Genomic DNA, 16,051 nt, shown 5'->3' on the forward strand with positions numbered 1-16,051 from the left:
AAGTATTCACAATGCTAGATTGCAAAGCGGCTCTGACACAAGTGGCTGGCCAGTTGTTGAATCCGTTGCCACATTGGCTCGATTCCTTGAGCCTGCGCGTATTCTACCGCTGCACCGAGGCCCAGCTTGGCGGCGACGTTGCATTCCCAGTTCTCGACGCGTCGTGTGTCAGCGCGAATCTTGAACGTGTCGGATGACAGCAAGAACGCCGCATGCATGTCGAGAAAGGCCGGCTCCAGGTTCTGGCAAAGAGAGCTTTCAACATACAAAAATTCCATTCCCCTCGGCCCAAGCAAATATTTGCGACTTGTTGCAGCGAGCATTTGACAGCCGATTTTTTGCACGTCGATCGGCATTTTCCCGACACCTTGGCAGGCATCCAGCATAAACAGCACGCCGGCGGCCCGAGCGAGGGCGCCGATCTGCTCGATGGGTTGTACCGGCCCGCCATTGGTGGCGATTACGGGCATGGAGATCAATGCGACGCGATCATCGTCGAGCATGTCATTCAGGTCTGGTAGCGACACCTGGCCCTGCTCATCATTGGGGATGATGCGGATTTCAATGCCGCGCTGCTTTTTCTACTGCAGGTAGGGAATGTAGTTGCCAGCGGCAACACCGGGCGTATCGGCACGCAGTTGTTCAATGTTCAAAGCCAAACTCCTTGATCAATCCTCGGGCGGGGCATGACTCGGTTGCATCTGCGCAGGCCAGTACCGCAGCGCAACAATCGGGATCAGTGCCACCCCGTAGGCCAGGCAAACAAACAGGTAGGTGTATTGCAAGCCATAGGCCTGGCTGAGCCAACCACCGGCCGAGATCCCCGCAATCGAAGCGAATTGGGCGGTGCCCTGGGCAATCCCCAGCACGTGACCCTGTTGTGAGCTATCGGCGGTTTTCGAGATCAGCGCCATGAGTACCGGCGTTGTGGCCCCTAGCAGCACACCCCAGATGAAGTAGGCGATGACAAACATCACAGGGTTGTGCGTGACGCCTGCCACTGCCGTCAGGGCGATGCAGCCGATGACGACGTAGGTAATGCGGTGAAAGGTTTCCTGCTGAGTGAGGTGTTCGAAATAACGCGACCAGGCCGTTGCGCAAAGAATGAAGCCCAGCGCCAACAAGCCGTAGCACAGGCCGACCACCGAGTTACTGACCTCGAACACCGAGCTGACATAGAGCGAGAAGGAGGTCTGCGGCAGCATTCGCGCCAGCAGCAGAATGCCCATTACGCCCAGCAACGACAGCAATGGAGAACCTTGCCAGAGGTTGCCCGAGCGGCTGGCCGGTGAGGCTTTGTCCGCGACCGGGTTTTTCTTCACCGGCGGTACGTCGGGCAAGGTCACGGCCGCGACCACGGTGCAAATAGCGCACAGTGCCGAGGCAATGATGTTGATCCAGAAGAACGTCGCGTAGTCGAGGATCAGTCCGCCGACGACAGCGCCGAGCAACGAGCCGACGTTGGTGGAAATCTGCAGGATGGCAAATAGCCGAGCGCGTCGCGAAGGGGTTTCAATGCTGACCCCGTAGGCTTGTGCCGGGGCGATGTACCCGGCGAATGCGCCTTGCAGAAAACGCAGGATCAGAATGCCCCAGATGTCGCTGAAGAGTGCCAGCCCAAGCTGGGTCAACGACAAGCCGGCGAGGGCGCGGATCATCATCAACTTGTGGCCGTAGCGATCGCCGATACGGCCCCAGAATGCACTGGTCAGAATAATGCCCAGCATCGGCCCGACGTACACAGCGATGCTGGCGAAGCTGAAAACCGACTCCGAGGAGGTCAGCCCACGCAGGTGGACGGGCCAGAAGGGCCCACTCATTTCCATCGCGCCCATGGACACAAGCTGGATCGCAAATAGAAGATAAATCAGGATTCTTACAGTCGAACCCTGGATGGCACCTGCATGGGACATGAATCAGCCTCGGTGGTTAAACGCTAGCGAGCGGGTTGGTCAGGGTGTGTTGCAAACGATAGTTGGAGTACTGCATCAAGTGCATGCGCAACAACGACCGGGTTGGCCATGGATCCTCCACAAACGCCAGACGTTCGATTTCCCACAGATCGGGCGAGACACGGTCGCGTACGGCCGCGAATGCAAGATCGGTTTCCTCGCGCAGAACTTCCCAGAGCCGCGTGTTGTTCAATCCGTATTCCTTGGTCAGCCACAGGGCCATTTCGTGCAGGTGCGTCAGGAACGCGGCGTCCAGCACGAACATCCGCACCGGTTCGATATCGCCTGAGAACACCGTCGGCAAAATGCCCGGCTGAACATGCGGCTGCAGGGTGTAGCCACGTGCTTCCAGCAACGGAGCGTAAGTCCTGCCATCGCCGAAATCGCGGATCAGCAGGCTACGTGCGTTGCCGTCGGGGGAGAACAGCACCATGGTGTTTTGTTGATGCGCTTCGAGCCCGATGCCATACATCAAATAGATCGCCACCACTGGGTGGGTGACCACTTTGGCGTACTCGCGGAACCAGCCTTCAACCTGGTCAGCATTGGCCCGAGCGCCATCACGCTCGATCAGATCGGTAAACAGCGGTCGGCCACTACCGGGCAACCGAGTGAACAGCGACGCCACGGTAATCGGCAGGCAATTGTCACTGCGTTCAAACGCCTGTTGACTGTTGCGATAGACCACGGAGAGATGACGCCCGGGATTATCGTCCTGGGTGATCGCATTTTTATAGCGCACACCGATTTCTTCGGGGAAGATTTCCAGGCGTTTGTCGAAGCCATTTTCGGCCTCCAGAATCCGGGTGATCACCGTGCTGATGCGCGGTCCCATGTGAATCGACTTGGCTTGCAGGCTGCGCAGTTCGCTGGTCATCCACACGGCGATAGGCAATTTGATCAGCGGTGCGCATTCGTCCAGCACCGGCATCATCGTGCGGTAGGACATGGTCGGCAGGGTTTGAATGTTCGGGCCGTCGATGATCAGGATGCCTTTTTCGATTTCCGCAGCAAACGTCTTGAGCACATAGGCCTGCAAATGCCACACGTGAATCGGCAGCGGAAGCCACTGGGTCTCATCCAGCCCTTTGCTGTTGAGCGAGGCTTTCCATTGCTCCCATTGCGCCGCAAAGTTGCTGGCGAACCACTCGTGGTAACCGGTCACGTGCGGCATGCTTTCGCTTTTCGAATGCTCGGCGCGCAAGGAGGCGATGCGCAGCGGTACCTGAGCGTTGAACTCGGGTGACAGTTGCTCGACCTCAGCATCGGTCAGGCACGGACGGGATTTCCACGTCGGGTAAAACGGATGGCCTTCCAGCGAACCCCACTGGTCCAGCAGAATGGCGGCGTCTTTGGTCGTGGCATGCTGGCGCAGATAGTCGGTGAAGCTGTTGAGGCCCTGATCATTGGCCGCCTGCTCCAGTCGCGGGTTCCATTGCTGGCGATGCTGGCGGGCGTGGGCATCATTGGTCAGGCTGTTTTCCATGTCAGCCTTGAGCCCGCTCACGCCTTCGTTGGTCGGCTCGAAGTCGAAGCTGTCACGCAACACATCCAACATATCCTGATGGCAGGTGATCACCCGGCGTACGCCTTTGTCCGTCAACAGCACTACATCACCGTCATTGACCACGGTATCGGCCGGGTGCTTGGCGATGTCGGAGAAAAACAGGTGGGTGCGGGCATCCTTTAGCGGGTAGGTGGCCTGGTTCCCTTCAACGGAAAAGCTCAGGGCCGAACGATCGAGGATGTTTTCCGCAAAAAGGCAACGGATCAAGCGTCGCATGGCGTTTTTGCGGGAGTAGGCGATCAGTGTCTTGAAGTCATCCATATCTGCTGTCTGCTGTCTGCTCGTCGAAAATAGAAGAAAGAGATCAAGCCCACGGCTCATGCCGTGCCTGGCCAGTGGCTTGGAAAATAGTCGAGCGCCGAATCGCGCAGGCCTTGCATGTAGGTAACGCTCCACTGCAAGACTTCCTCGATGTGGGGCACCTTCAGTTCAAAGCGTTTGGCCATTTCCGCCAGCAACACCAGGCCATAGGCAACGTCTTCGTTGAAGGCGCGGCTCTCGCGTTCGATGACGTACCCGGCGCGGTTGCCGTCGGCTGGCACCATGGGGGCAAGGATGTGGTTGTAGGCCCGATTGGTGCGCAGAATCGAAAGCATGCTGCTCTGGTCGCGGATCTGTTCGCCGTAGGCCTCGATAATTTCCTGTTTCAAGGATTTGACCGATGACAGGTCGATGCCCATGCGCTGGCTGATGACCGCGCACAGATCCTGGCTTTCCTGATCCATGCGTTCGAGGAAGTAGGCACCTAGTTCCGGGCACTCGGTCCACCAGCACATGCGTTGCGGGAATATTTTGCGATGCCATTGGCCAAAGGGGCCGATCAGCCCGTAGATCACCGAGCTGTGCATGATTGGGTTACCCGGCGTCAGGGTTATTTCCAGGTAATTGTCGAGCATCGTCACGCACCGGCCGTACAACACGGTGAGCATTTCCTGGAGCCGCTGACGGGACTCTTGCGATTCCCTAGCGTGCGTCGCCGCATACAACCGGCTTTTGCCGCCGCCCATTTTGATCGATCGCCCGGGGGTAAGCCCGAATGCGGTATGCGGGACGTCCTTCATCCCCCAGATCACCAGGTTTGGGCGATCGGCCAGCGTGGCCTCGGCCAGCCAGTCAAAACCGCAAAAACCCGGTATCGCGCCGACGCACACCGGTTTGTTTGAACTCAGATGAGGTGCGATGGCTTGCAAGGTTTGCGGCCGGGCATGGGCGGGCACGGTGATGATGACGATGTCGGCATCCTCAACGGCAGTCCTGGCATCGGTGGTTACCCGATCCAGCCGGGCGTCCAGTGTCGAGCCATCCGGCAATAAGGCCTGCATCGGCGTGTGACGAACGTGCTGTTCAATGAGCTCCAGATTGCTGGTAAGCATTGAAACCTGAACATTGGGAAGCTGCTTGAACAGGATGGCGTTGAGATGGCCGGTCCTGCCGCCACCACAGATGGCGACTTTCAACAGTTTCATCAAGAGGCGTTCCTCTGTGATGGGTGGGTCATGCGACGCTTAATTGAAGCGGTGCGGAAACGGACTCCAGCCACTGGGTCTTGCCCAGCCAGGCATCCATTTGCGGTGCGATGTTGGGATCAAGCAAATCACGCTCTTGCAGCCATTTATCGTCAAACACGGTGTGCAGGTATTTTTCGCCGCCATCAGCGATCGGCACGACCACGTTGCCGCTCAGTACGCCTTTGTGGATCAACTCCAGTGCCTTGAAAATCGCACCGCCGGTCGAGCCACCCACCAACAGCGCCAGGTTTCGGGCGATGTAGCGGGCGGTTTCGAAGGCTTGGGAATCGGTGACTTGCACGCCCAGGTCGATGCAGCTGTAGTCGAGCACCAGACCGACCGTGTCACCGGCCGGGGTGCCGGTTCCGGACTGATAGTAGGGATAGCCGGGATGGCCGAAGACAATGGAACCGGCCGGTTCCACCGCAACGGTCACGGTGTCGGGGTTGTGCAACTTCAAGCCGCGTGCAATGCCGGTCATCGAGCCACCGGTGCCGACGCAACCCACGTAGGCACCGATAGAACCTTGTGCCTGAGCAATCGTTTCGCGGACGAAATCACTGTAGCCACCCGCATTGGCGGCGTTGTCGGATTGGTTCATGAACACGGCACCGGGAATGTCGGTCGCGAGTTCAGCCGCCAGTCGTTGGCGCTCGACCACCGCCACTTCGTCTTCTCGATAGGTGCCTTTGACGAATCGAATGTCAGCGCCCAGCGCCTTCATCACGGCGATCTTGTCTTGAGCCGCGTGATGATCGACCACGGCGATAAACTGCAGGCCGAATTCGACGGCGGCCATGGCCAGGCCAATGCCGGTGTTGCCGGACGACGACTCGACGATGACGCCGCCGGGTTTCAGCCGGCCAGCCTTGAGCGCTGCCAGCACCATGTTCCGTGCCATACGGTCTTTGATGCTGCCACCTGGGTTGTTCTTTTCAATCTTGAGTAACAGCCTGGCGTCGGTGTCCGGAACATAAATACCCAACATCGGCGTGTTGCCAATAAGATCAGAAACTTTATTCAATATCATTTCAGTTATTCCCTTTAGTAGTCAGGTGTAAATGCATAGTTACCTTCTGTGCTACAGGTCGCCATCAATCGCCGGGGCAGGGGATGGCGATGAAACTCGTTTTCCAGCAAGTCCATCTGATAGCCGGCGGTATTGACGTAAATCAATAAGTCGCCTGTTTGAGGGGCGGTGCCAAAGTTGATCAGGCGATGGGTGATGACGTCATCGTCCAGGCAACTATGGCCTGCGATATAAGCTTGAGTCGGTGTGTGCGGCAGTGTATGTGTGCTGATAAGTATCGGATCAACGAGGTATTCCGACGAAAACCAGGTTTCACAGGCACTGAAACTACTGCCTTCAACAAAAATGACTATTTTGTTATCGGCCAGTTTTTTTGTGCGTGTGACGCGAAACAAGGAAATGGCCGCCTGATCCACGAGGCTTCGGCCGGGCTCCAGTCCCAGCGTAATCTTTTGCATGTTCAAATAGTTGGTAATGGTCAGTCCGGGCGAGTGGTCGGCCCGGAGGAATAATGTCAACCATTGAGGCGCTGTCAGTTCACTGCCATAGGGATAATAAGAGTCGGGCACTAAGTCGTTGTAATAATGATCAGGCTTATTGTCATTCTGTAAAAACCGACGATACCCCTGAGGCTCGACATAACGAATCGGCAGGCCTCCGCCGATGTCGATCATCTGCGGATTCAGCCCCATTTCACGGGCTGCCTCGACAAACTCGGTGACCTCACGGAAGGCTTGCGCACGGGATTCGAATCCATAACCGCCCAAGTGGAAATGGAAACCCTCGAACTGAAAAATCCCTGGTTGTCGGGCCAGCCGCTGAAGGCATTCAAGCAAGTCGTCAAAGCCCATTCCAAATCGGCTCTTGGGACAGCTTGCAGGCCTGTAACGCAGTAAAATCCTGGCTTTTACGAGGTTAGGGAGGGATTCGATCACTGATTTCAGGTGCTCGAATTCCTCCAGCGAGTCCACACAGATCAGTGCACCTTCGCTGATCAGCTCTTGATGAAATACGGCAGTTTTAGCGGGTCCTGTCGCACAGATGTGTGCCGCAGGCGTACCGGCTCGCAGGGCTGCCTCCAGCTCATGAATGCTCGAAACATCGACACCAATACCCGAATTCGCCGCAGCGCTCAGCATGCACTGTGACTTGTTGGCCTTGGCGCCGTAGAAGATGGCGTGGTGCACATTGTGCTGGTTCAACACCGTTTGCAGCGCCTTCGTATTCAATTCGAAAGCATGTGGCCAGACCAGATTTAAAGGTGAGCCATGTTGTTTGACCAAGTCTGTCAGTGTGCCCGGGAAGTGGTTGATTAATGTGGTAATAACAAGGTCGATAAGCGGTTTTAGCGAGTCGGGATGATGAACTTCAATTCGCTGTTCAACGAGCGGCGCATTAATGGCAGGCATAGTTAACCCTCTGGCTCGAAATAGAACGTGGCCATTGATATTCGACAGCCAGCAGTTATCGACGCAAACAGTCTATTGTCTCGTCAGGCACGAGTTTTTAATGCGTCGGAGACAGAGGCCACGCGAAACCGGAAGATGGTTTTATAGCGTGGTACGTAATAAATGGTTCACAAAACAATTGCATGAGAACCCCTTTCCATAAGTTTTGTACGGTTGCTTTTAGTGGCCACTAGTTGATGGCCATCCTGTGTAGGTGATCAGTAGCTGACATTCATGTGCCATTACTGGCATGTACTTCCCATTGCATCTGATGCCGTGCTTTGAAAAGCGGATAGTTCCTCTTGGTGGCGTGAACAATATTGCTAGCGCGAACGATTATCAAGTAAGGTTTTCAAGTATTTTTGAATGATGACCTGCACAGGGTGAATCAATGAGCGTGTATTTACACGCACAAGTACGCGTTCGTCCTATTTAAAAAGCCCCCGTAATTCCTTGATGAACAAGGCGTTGCAGGGAGGTGCGAGGAGCCATGGGCAGGCGCGGAAATCCGTCGCTGGCCGGGCCTGATTTTTTCCAGATTCAAAACGTTTCACGCCAAGGAGTAATGCCATGACATCCGATCGACCTAGCAGCAAAACCTCACTCGCGATCAGCTACCTGTTTGTGCCAGGCAACCGCCCCGAACGCTTTTCAAAAGCGGTCCAGGCGGGTGCCGATGCGATCATTTTCGACCTCGAAGATGCCGTTCATCCGGACAGCAAAGCCGCTGCCCGTGCAGCCATCCGGGCATGGCAGGAGCGTATGCCGCGCGTTTCCTGCGAGCGTTACATCCGCTTGAATCGCGTCGGCAGCGCGCTGTTCCGCCAGGACCAGAACTGGCTGATCGACATGCGCTATCCCGAACGCTGCAACGGAATTTTCCTGCCCAAGGCGCAATGCTGCGAGGCCCTTGCCCAGGTCGTCGAACGTTTGCTGGAGTGGCAGTCGGAGCTCAAGATCATCGCGATCATCGAGACGGCCAAAGGTTTACAGCAGGTGGAATCGATTGCCGCGATTCCAGGGATTGCACGCCTGGCCTTCGGCTCGCTGGATTTCGCCCTCGATATCAATTGCAGCCAGATTCCCGAAGCGTTTCTCTTCGCCCGAAACCGCATCGTGCTGGCTTCACGCACAGCGGATTTACCCTCTCCGATTGACGGCGTCACGCCGGCGATCAGCAACATGGCGATGGTCGTCAGGGACTCCCATTACGCGCGTTCGTTGGGGTTCGGCGCCAAGCTGTGCATCCACCCCTCGCAACTGGTCACGGTGCAGCGCGCCTTCCTGCCGGATTCGCGCCAATTGGCGTGGGCCGATCGTGTGATGAGGGCCGTGGCCACCGGCAGTCGTGCGGTACAAGTGGATGGCGAGATGGTTGATTTGCCGTTGATCGAACGCGCCCGACGCCTGCTCGACATGGCCAGACGATACGCGCCGATTGCCCGCGCAGTCGCTTGCTGAATCCCCGGCGAATCAGGAGATCAACCATGGAACACGGTTATCAGATTGCGTTGCGCCCGTTGTGTGAAGTGCTGCAGTCCGAGCAGGTCAACACTGCCAACGTGACGTTGCTGCGCGAGTCGATTGTGCGGGCCGGGCATTGGCTGGAACCGATCATCGTCGAGCGCTCGCAGGGCATCGTGATGGACGGCAATCACAGGCTCAACGCAGCGTTGCAATTGGGGTTGAAGAGGGTGCCTTGCATTCAGCTCGATTACACCGATCCGCGGGTGTGTGTGCGGCATTGGCAGACCGGCAAGGCGTTTGAAGTGGCGCGGATTTTTACCACGATCGCCCGCGGTGAGATCTTTCCATACAAGACCACCCGGCACGTATTTGACCCGGCGCTGCCGATGATCGCGATACCGCTGGAACGCCTGTATGCCTAACGTTGGCAGCATCGCTGCAAAAATAATTGACTGAGAGTGATACTTTTTCGCATATCGACTGGCAATAGGAGTGATTACCATTTTCCCTGTTTGAAAAGGATCCTCACGTCATGCTTGTTGTCAGTCGTCCTTGCGGTGAGCGCGTGTTAACACTCGCCATTCGTACCGCCATGCTGAATTTTGTCTTGGTTGCAGGAAGCGCCAACGCCTGGGCCGCAGCCCCCGAGCAACAGGACGTTGCCGGTGACAAGACCTCGAACATTCCGGCTGCGACACCGGCTGATCACAGCACCAGTACGCTGACGCTCGGCACCATCGATATCAACGCCAGCTATAGTGGCTCGACCGCATTGTCGGAAGTTTTCGCCGGTGGCCAAGTGGCACGCGGTGCCCGACTGGGCATGCTGGGTAACAAAGACATGATGGACACCCCGTTCAGCGTGACCAGTTACACCGCCAAGACATTGGCCGACCTGCAAACGGTGACCGTGGCCGATGCACTGGAACGTGATCCATCGGTGCGCTCCACCGGTCAGACGGGCGGCATCGTCGACTCGTTTTTCATCCGTGGCTTTCCGGTCGGTGAAGGCAACCTGGGCGAACTGGCGTTCGATGGCGTGTATGGCGTGGCGCCCAACTACCGGGTATTCACCGGGTATGCCGAGCATGTCGAAGTGTTGAAGGGGCCAGGCGCCCTGATGTACGGCATTTCGCCAAACAGCGGCGTCGGTGGTGTGATCAATATCGTGCCCAAACGTCCACTGAACGAAGACCTGACCCGTGTTACCACCAGCTACGCCTCGGACTCCCAAGTCGGTGGGCATCTGGATGTCAGCCGTCGCTTTGGTGAAGACAATCAGTTTGGCGTGCGCTTCAACGGCAACCTGCAAGGGGGAGACACGGCCGTTGATGATCAGCATCGAGACTTGGGTATCGGTGCCATCGCGCTGGATTATCGAGGCGAGCGCTTGCGCTTGAACCTTGATTACATCAGCCAGAAAGAAAGTTTCGATGCACCGTCGAGGCCATTCACCGTCGCGCCTGGAATTGATATTCCCTCCGCACCCAATGGCCGGACCAATGTGTCGCAGGACTGGGGTTGGTCAGATACGAAAGAGCAGTCGGCATTGCTGGGCGCAGAGTATGACCTGAGTGATGCGGTCACCGTATTTGCCCATGCTGGGGGCGGTAAGTCAGACGTCAAGCGGATGTCCGACCAGGTGCCGAGAATCGTCAACGAGGCAGGCGATACCAGCAACATTCCCGGGTATTACAAATTCAACGTCGACCGCTCTACCGCCGACGTCGGGATTCGTGGAGTGTTCGCAACCGGTGCGGTCACCCACACGACTACGCTGATGGCGACCCAATACCAGGATGAGCTGTCCCGAGGGATCAACAACGGCACAGAAGTTCGTTCGAACATTTACCATCCGGTGGAGGTGCCCAAGCAATTTATCAACGCGCCAAAGGTGCTGCGTATTTCCGAATCGAATTTATCCGGAGTCGCGTTGACCGACACGCTGTCCATGCTTGATGACCGCTTTCAGTTTACGCTGGGTCTGCGTCGACAAGACATCGAATCACGCAATTACAACGCGGCAGGTTCGGTCAGCTCGAAATATAACGACAGTGCCACGACCCCGCTGGTTGGCGTGGTGGTCAAGCCTTGGGTAGACGTGTCGCTCTACTACAACTATGTCGAAGGCTTGAGCAAAGGAGACATCGCACCGGGCTCGGCAGTCAACGCCGGCGAGGCGTTCGCACCTTACAAGTCGAAGCAGCATGAAATCGGCGTCAAGTATGAACACGGCACGTTCATGACCACCCTGGCGTTGTTTCAGATCGAAAAACCAAGTGGCGAAATCGGCGCCGGCAATGTGTTTTCGGTGCAGGCCGAACAGCGAAACCGCGGTATCGAGCTGAGCATGTTTGGTGAAGTGGCGCAGGGTACGCGCTTGATGGGGGGCGTGACACTGCTCGATGGCGAGTTGACCGATTCCGCCATCGCCGCCAATCGCGGTAACCAACCGGTAGGCGTGCCAGACGTGCAAGCCAACCTGTGGGCCGAATATGACACGCCTTGGCTTGAGGGCTTTACCCTCACCGGCGGTGCCATTTACACCGACAGCCAATACATCAATCAAGCAAACACCCAAGAGCTGGAGTCCTGGACTCGCTTCGATGCCGGCGCGCGTTATGCCACCAACATTGAAGGGCGGCCGACGACGTTCCGCGCCAACGTACAGAACGTGTTCGATCGTGAGTACTGGTCGGGCGTCGCCTCCTACGGCGCGTTCTCGCCTGGTTATCCGCGCACCTTTGAGTTATCTGCCACGATCGATTTTTGAGAGGGGCGCAAAGGGGTAGCGACTATATTGATCAGCAAATTTGCCCTTGGGCTCTTGGAAGAAAAAACTGGCTCTGTGTGTCACCAAGGAGGCGTCATGACGACAGCATGAAAACGTCGGCATGACACTCCATGTTCCAAGATGGATGGAGGCAGGCCCTCCGGTCAGGGCGTGTAGGCGAACTGATCAAACGACCCGATGCTGCGAGCATGTTCAGCATGTGGGTGTTCCAGACGCTCCTTTCAAAGGCTCTCCGGATCCCCGAAAAACATCTGAATCCTTGACCGCAACCAGCGCTCGCCAGGGTCGTTGTCCTGGGCCCCGCGCCAGGCCATATGCAGTTCGAAGCTTTGCGTGTCCAGCGGCGGATCTTCGGCGCGCACGCCACCCGCTGCGGTAAGGGCCTCGGCCGTATAGTCGGGCACGGTAGCGATGATATCAGTGCCTGCCAGCAGGGTACTCAGGCCATTGAACTGCGGTACGGCGAGCACCACATGACGCTTGCGGCCCATTTTTTCCAGCTCGGTATCGATAAACCCGCTCAGGTCTCCGGCGAACGAGACCAAAGCGTGGGGGCGTTCGCAGAAGTCGTCGAGGCTCAGGGGGCCTGGCATGGTGTCGGCACGCAACAGTTTGGGGCGGCTGCGACGCAGTACTTTGCGCTTGGCGTTGGCGGGCAGGTCGCTGGTGTAGCTGACACCCACCGATATTTCACCCGAGGCCAGCAGCGGCGGCATCAGGATGTAGTTGACCCGCCGGATCACCAGCACGATACCCGGAGCTTCTGCACGCAAGCGTTTGAGCAGCAGCGGCAGCAGGGCAAATTCGACATCGTCCGACAAACCGATGCGAAACACCGAGGTACTGGTCGCCGGATTGAACTCCGAAGCACGGCTCACAGCCGTGGAAATCGAGTCCAGGGCAGGCGAGAGCAAGGCGAAAATTTCTATCGCCCGCGCAGTCGGCTCCATGCTGCGTCCCGTGCGCACAAACAACGGGTCGTCGAACAGGTTGCGCAAGCGTGACAGTGCCGCGCTGATGGCCGGCTGGCCCAGAAACAGCTTTTCGGCAGCGCGGGTCACACTGCGTTCATGCATCAGGGTTTCAAAGACGATCAGCAGATTCAGATCGACGCGACGCAAGTCGTTACGGTTCATCAGGCAGGCTTCGCAGTCGGTTCAACAGGTAGTGAAGTAACGGATCTTACTGGCAAAACTGTTTTTTCGTCACTCGGTAGATTTTCTTTCTTGCTGTGCTGTGGCAGGTATAACTCCTGTTTATGGCGGTTTACCCTGCTTTTCACGGCTCACGCTTGCGGTGAACCTGTCTGCGGATCAACGCCAGGCATGTCGACTATTAATGCTGTCTGTTAGTCTTGTGCACAAAGCCCGGATAAAGTCCCGTGGTATTAGCGATTAATTAGGCGAGGTTGGTAATGTCGCGCACGATCCGTTTTCACAAGTTTGGTCCGGCCGAGGTGCTCAAGTGCGAAGAGCACGAAGTCGCCGCGCCTGCGCCCGGCGAAGTGCAGGTCCGTGTTCAAGCCATTGGCATAAGCTGGTATGACGTGCTGTGGCGGCAGAACCTGGCCCCCAGCCACGCCCGTTTGCCTGCGGGTATTGGCCATGAAATGGCGGGTGTCGTCACCGCTGTAGGTGCCGGGGTTGATGATCTGGCGATTGGAGACAAGGTCGCCAGCTTTCCGGGTCAGAGCGCCAATGACTACCCGACCTATGGCGAGCTGATTCTGATGCCGCGTTCCACGCTGACCCGCTACCCGGACGTTTTGTCTGCGGTTGAGGCCAGCGTACATTACACACCGTTGTTGATCGCCTATTTTGCTTATGTCGATCTGGCGCAGGTCAAACCAGGGCAAACGGTGCTGATTACCGATGCCAGCCACTGTGCCGGGCCTTCGTTCGTGCAGTTGGGCAAGGCGCTGGGCCTGAAGGTGATTGCCGCGACCAAGGATGCCAGCGAGCGCGAGTGCCTGCTGACCCTGGGCGCCGACAAGGTGATTGTCACCGAAGAGCAAGACTTGCTGATGCAGATCAACAAGATCACCGACAGCAAGGGCGTCGACGTTGTACTTGATGGCTTGGGCGGCCCGCAAATGTCAGTGCTGGGCGATGTTCTGGCGCCCCGTGGCAGCCTGGTGCTATATGGCTTGCAAGGCGGTAACCAGACAGGGTTTCCGGGCTGTGCGTGCTTTCAGAAAAACATCAAGTTCTTCGTGCACTGTATCGGCAACTTCACCGGCAAGCCCGAGTTGGGTATCGCCCAGGACGAAGAGGCGATGAAACGTGCCTTGCGTGAAATCAACCAGTTGACTGCTGACCGTGTGCTCACGCCGCTGGAAATCAAGGTTTTCCCTTTTGAAGACTTTGTTGAAGCCCATCGTTATATGGATGGTTGTCCGTGCCGTGGACGAGTTGCTTTGCAAGTGGCAGCGACCTGAAGCCTGGCGGGCTCCACCATACTTGATCCCACCCCCCGCATAAACGCGGCCCTGAACACTCTGTTCAGGGCCGCGTTTTTGTGTGCGCAGACCACAGGTACTTTTGCTGCCTTGCCCGGAAAGAAGATACGGCTGAAAAAGCATGTCATAAAGGTGTAGTGCAAGAAGTTATGCATTGTATTGAATGATTTTTGTAGGTTTGTTCCTGTGCATATGTGCGCCTCGTCTCTTCTGGGTCCAAGCGCTGTAGTAAATCTGGGCGCGTCTAATTGGGCATGCTGATAATGCAACGCTCGATCCGGAGGATAATCCATGAACAATTTCCATGAACAAGCCATGGGCTTTGTGTATCAACAAGTTCTGCATCGACTCCTGGGGTTTTTCAGTCGTCCCGAGCGCATTGCATTGCAGTTGTTGATTCAGCGTTTATTAGTGGCGGCCGGTGGCGTGGAGCGCATAGGGCACTATCGGGTAATGGTTGTTCATGAGGGTGGTAAGGAATGTGCCTATACATTGGCTTTTTTGCGTGCCGCACAACTGAGTATTGCCGGGCGCTCGCCAGAGACGTTCAAGTTGCGCATTGCAATACTGCGCCAGCCACGCATGACCGCCAATGTAATGGAGCGCATTCAGACCCAGTGCAGCGAACTGTTTATATATGAAGATATGCGTGTCGAGTTACTGCTTGTCGATGAGCAGGGCACGACCAGAATGCATAAACAGAGCGTTTTCGGGAACCTGCCATCAATGATGAATCGTACCCAGGTGTTGATGTCGGGACACCTGACCCAAGGCGACGCCAGAGCGACTTTTTTTTATTCCGACCTATTGGCCCGCGCCAAGCTCTACGGTCAGGCCTGCAGATGGGGCGCCAGGGTCGACGCACTGATTGACCGCCGCCCGCCCAGTCATTTGGGGCAATACGTGAGGTGGATTAAACAGGTTGCAGAGCAGCAGGGGCATGCATCGCTGGGCGTTGACCACGAAGACTTTGAAAGTGCGGTTAAACTATGCAGCCAACTGGATGATGACTATAAACAGCTATTGCAATTGCCGCCCACGTCCAGTGCCGAGTTTTCTGCGATCTGTGGCAGCAATGATGTCAGTGTGATTAATATATTTGACTGCCTGTGTCACGAAGTGGATGTCTTGCACTCACAAGTGCTGATGTTTGTGGAAGGGCCATGGAATATAAAAGCACTGGATATTGAAGAGCCACAGGCGGCGGTTGTGTTGTTGGCTGCCCATCTCCAGGGTTTGCGTGGTACTTACCAATATGGGGTGGAGTACAGCGTTGGAGCGGATGCATACTTGCGCCGGGCATCCCTGGAAAATCAGTGCAATGAGCGGTTCAAAGGGCAGTTGATAAAGAGCCTGGGGGCCTCGTTCAATACGCCGAAAAGGATAAGGAGGCTGCACGGTGTCGCCACTCAGTACCTGGGTGAGTTGCACGGTGTCAATAATGAACAGTTAGGCTGTTTTATATGTTCGCCTTTTGTGAGTAAAGCGGATGATCTTGAACAGTTTTTACAAAATCGTTACCCCGAAAAGTTGCAATATCTCCACGAGTTTCGGCGGGTGTTAATGGACCCGGACACATCGTCGCAAGTTGATATAACGTGGTTGGAGTCTGTCAGCGGGCTGCCCCTTGCATCGCTGCAAGCGTTGTATCACATGGAAAAAATAGACCTGAGAACAAGCAAATCGCTGATTGCCACATTGTGTGCCCATGATCCAGGCAAGAAGCCTTGGGGCTCAGCTCCTGCGGGCTGAGTCAGGTTATTTTCGGCCGGGTGAGTCCCCGGCGAGCGCACCGCTCATCCAATAGCATTTGCCAGAGCCCCGGGC

At 56.5% G+C, this 16,051-nt stretch carries 12 protein-coding genes; 5 read left to right on the forward strand and 7 right to left on the reverse strand.

Features of this window, described 5'->3' with window-relative positions; translation table 11 throughout:
• Positions 1 to 14: 14 nt before the first annotated feature.
• The 6 genes from CJU81_RS04395 to CJU81_RS04420 form a co-directional block, all read right to left on the reverse strand.
• Positions 15 to 566 (reverse strand): aminotransferase class V-fold PLP-dependent enzyme, encoded by a 552-nt coding sequence (locus tag CJU81_RS04395; RefSeq protein WP_254924781.1) that lies wholly within the window; start codon positions 564 to 566, stop codon positions 15 to 17.
• 102 nt (positions 567 to 668) lie between these two features.
• On the reverse strand, positions 669 to 1,913 hold the full coding sequence (locus CJU81_RS04400; RefSeq protein WP_095035647.1) for an MFS transporter: 1,245 nt from the start codon (positions 1,911 to 1,913) through the stop codon (positions 669 to 671).
• A gap of 16 nt (positions 1,914 to 1,929) precedes the next feature.
• Positions 1,930 to 3,780 (reverse strand): IucA/IucC family protein, encoded by a 1,851-nt coding sequence (locus CJU81_RS04405; protein WP_095035648.1) that lies wholly within the window; start codon positions 3,778 to 3,780, stop codon positions 1,930 to 1,932.
• 56 nt (positions 3,781 to 3,836) lie between these two features.
• Positions 3,837 to 4,985 carry an NAD/NADP-dependent octopine/nopaline dehydrogenase family protein gene (locus CJU81_RS04410; protein ID WP_095035649.1) on the reverse strand — a complete coding sequence of 383 codons (1,149 nt, stop codon included), beginning with the start codon at positions 4,983 to 4,985 and terminating at the stop codon, positions 3,837 to 3,839.
• A 28-nt stretch (positions 4,986 to 5,013) separates the two neighbouring features.
• Positions 5,014 to 6,057, reverse strand: a complete 1,044-nt coding sequence (locus CJU81_RS04415) for a PLP-dependent cysteine synthase family protein (protein ID WP_095035650.1) — start codon at positions 6,055 to 6,057, stop codon at positions 5,014 to 5,016.
• A gap of 14 nt (positions 6,058 to 6,071) precedes the next feature.
• A complete protein-coding gene (locus tag CJU81_RS04420; protein WP_095035651.1) occupies positions 6,072 to 7,466 on the reverse strand; it encodes a Y4yA family PLP-dependent enzyme in 1,395 nt (464 codons plus the stop codon).
• A gap of 609 nt (positions 7,467 to 8,075) precedes the next feature.
• Here CJU81_RS04420 and CJU81_RS04425 point away from each other — a divergent pair.
• From CJU81_RS04425 to CJU81_RS04435, 3 genes are all read left to right on the forward strand, one after another.
• Positions 8,076 to 8,966, forward strand: a complete 891-nt coding sequence (locus CJU81_RS04425; RefSeq protein WP_095035652.1) for an HpcH/HpaI aldolase/citrate lyase family protein — start codon at positions 8,076 to 8,078, stop codon at positions 8,964 to 8,966.
• A gap of 26 nt (positions 8,967 to 8,992) precedes the next feature.
• Positions 8,993 to 9,394: a ParB N-terminal domain-containing protein gene (locus tag CJU81_RS04430; protein WP_095035653.1), complete on the forward strand. Its 402-nt coding sequence runs from the start codon at positions 8,993 to 8,995 to the stop codon at positions 9,392 to 9,394.
• A gap of 110 nt (positions 9,395 to 9,504) precedes the next feature.
• Positions 9,505 to 11,745, forward strand: a complete 2,241-nt coding sequence (locus tag CJU81_RS04435) for a TonB-dependent receptor (RefSeq protein WP_095035654.1) — start codon at positions 9,505 to 9,507, stop codon at positions 11,743 to 11,745.
• A gap of 242 nt (positions 11,746 to 11,987) precedes the next feature.
• Here CJU81_RS04435 and CJU81_RS04440 read toward each other — a convergent pair whose 3' ends face one another.
• On the reverse strand, positions 11,988 to 12,902 hold the full coding sequence (locus tag CJU81_RS04440; protein ID WP_095030723.1) for a LysR family transcriptional regulator: 915 nt from the start codon (positions 12,900 to 12,902) through the stop codon (positions 11,988 to 11,990).
• Between the two features lie 278 nt (positions 12,903 to 13,180).
• Between CJU81_RS04440 and CJU81_RS04445 the strand changes: the two genes are divergently transcribed.
• Both CJU81_RS04445 and CJU81_RS04450 read left to right on the forward strand, forming a co-directional pair.
• Complete coding sequence (locus CJU81_RS04445) at positions 13,181 to 14,203, forward strand: zinc-dependent alcohol dehydrogenase family protein (protein WP_095035655.1); 1,023 nt, start codon at positions 13,181 to 13,183, stop codon at positions 14,201 to 14,203.
• Positions 14,204 to 14,515: 312 nt separating this feature from the next.
• Positions 14,516 to 15,976: a hypothetical protein gene (locus CJU81_RS04450; protein ID WP_095035656.1), complete on the forward strand. Its 1,461-nt coding sequence runs from the start codon at positions 14,516 to 14,518 to the stop codon at positions 15,974 to 15,976.
• Positions 15,977 to 16,051 lie beyond the last annotated feature (75 nt).

It is taken from the genome of Pseudomonas fragi (assembly GCF_002269505.1).
Taxonomy (GTDB): Bacteria; Pseudomonadota; Gammaproteobacteria; order Pseudomonadales; family Pseudomonadaceae; genus Aquipseudomonas; species Aquipseudomonas fragi_D.

Bases quoted from the DNA above. Each gene is read 5' to 3' on its own strand.
- CJU81_RS04400 (WP_095035647.1), bottom strand. From the start codon at position 1,913: ATGTCCCATGCAGGTGCCATCCAGGGTTCGACTGTAAGAATCCTGATT.
- CJU81_RS04405 (WP_095035648.1), bottom strand. From the start codon at position 3,780: ATGGATGACTTCAAGACACTGATCGCCTACTCCCGCAAAAACGCCATG.
- CJU81_RS04410 (WP_095035649.1), bottom strand. From the start codon at position 4,985: ATGAAACTGTTGAAAGTCGCCATCTGTGGTGGCGGCAGGACCGGCCAT.
- CJU81_RS04415 (WP_095035650.1), bottom strand. From the start codon at position 6,057: ATGATATTGAATAAAGTTTCTGATCTTATTGGCAACACGCCGATGTTG.
- CJU81_RS04420 (WP_095035651.1), bottom strand. From the start codon at position 7,466: ATGCCTGCCATTAATGCGCCGCTCGTTGAACAGCGAATTGAAGTTCAT.
- CJU81_RS04425 (WP_095035652.1), top strand. From the start codon at position 8,076: ATGACATCCGATCGACCTAGCAGCAAAACCTCACTCGCGATCAGCTAC.
- CJU81_RS04430 (WP_095035653.1), top strand. From the start codon at position 8,993: ATGGAACACGGTTATCAGATTGCGTTGCGCCCGTTGTGTGAAGTGCTG.
- CJU81_RS04435 (WP_095035654.1), top strand. From the start codon at position 9,505: ATGCTTGTTGTCAGTCGTCCTTGCGGTGAGCGCGTGTTAACACTCGCC.
- CJU81_RS04440 (WP_095030723.1), bottom strand. From the start codon at position 12,902: ATGAACCGTAACGACTTGCGTCGCGTCGATCTGAATCTGCTGATCGTC.
- CJU81_RS04445 (WP_095035655.1), top strand. From the start codon at position 13,181: ATGTCGCGCACGATCCGTTTTCACAAGTTTGGTCCGGCCGAGGTGCTC.
- CJU81_RS04450 (WP_095035656.1), top strand. From the start codon at position 14,516: ATGAACAATTTCCATGAACAAGCCATGGGCTTTGTGTATCAACAAGTT.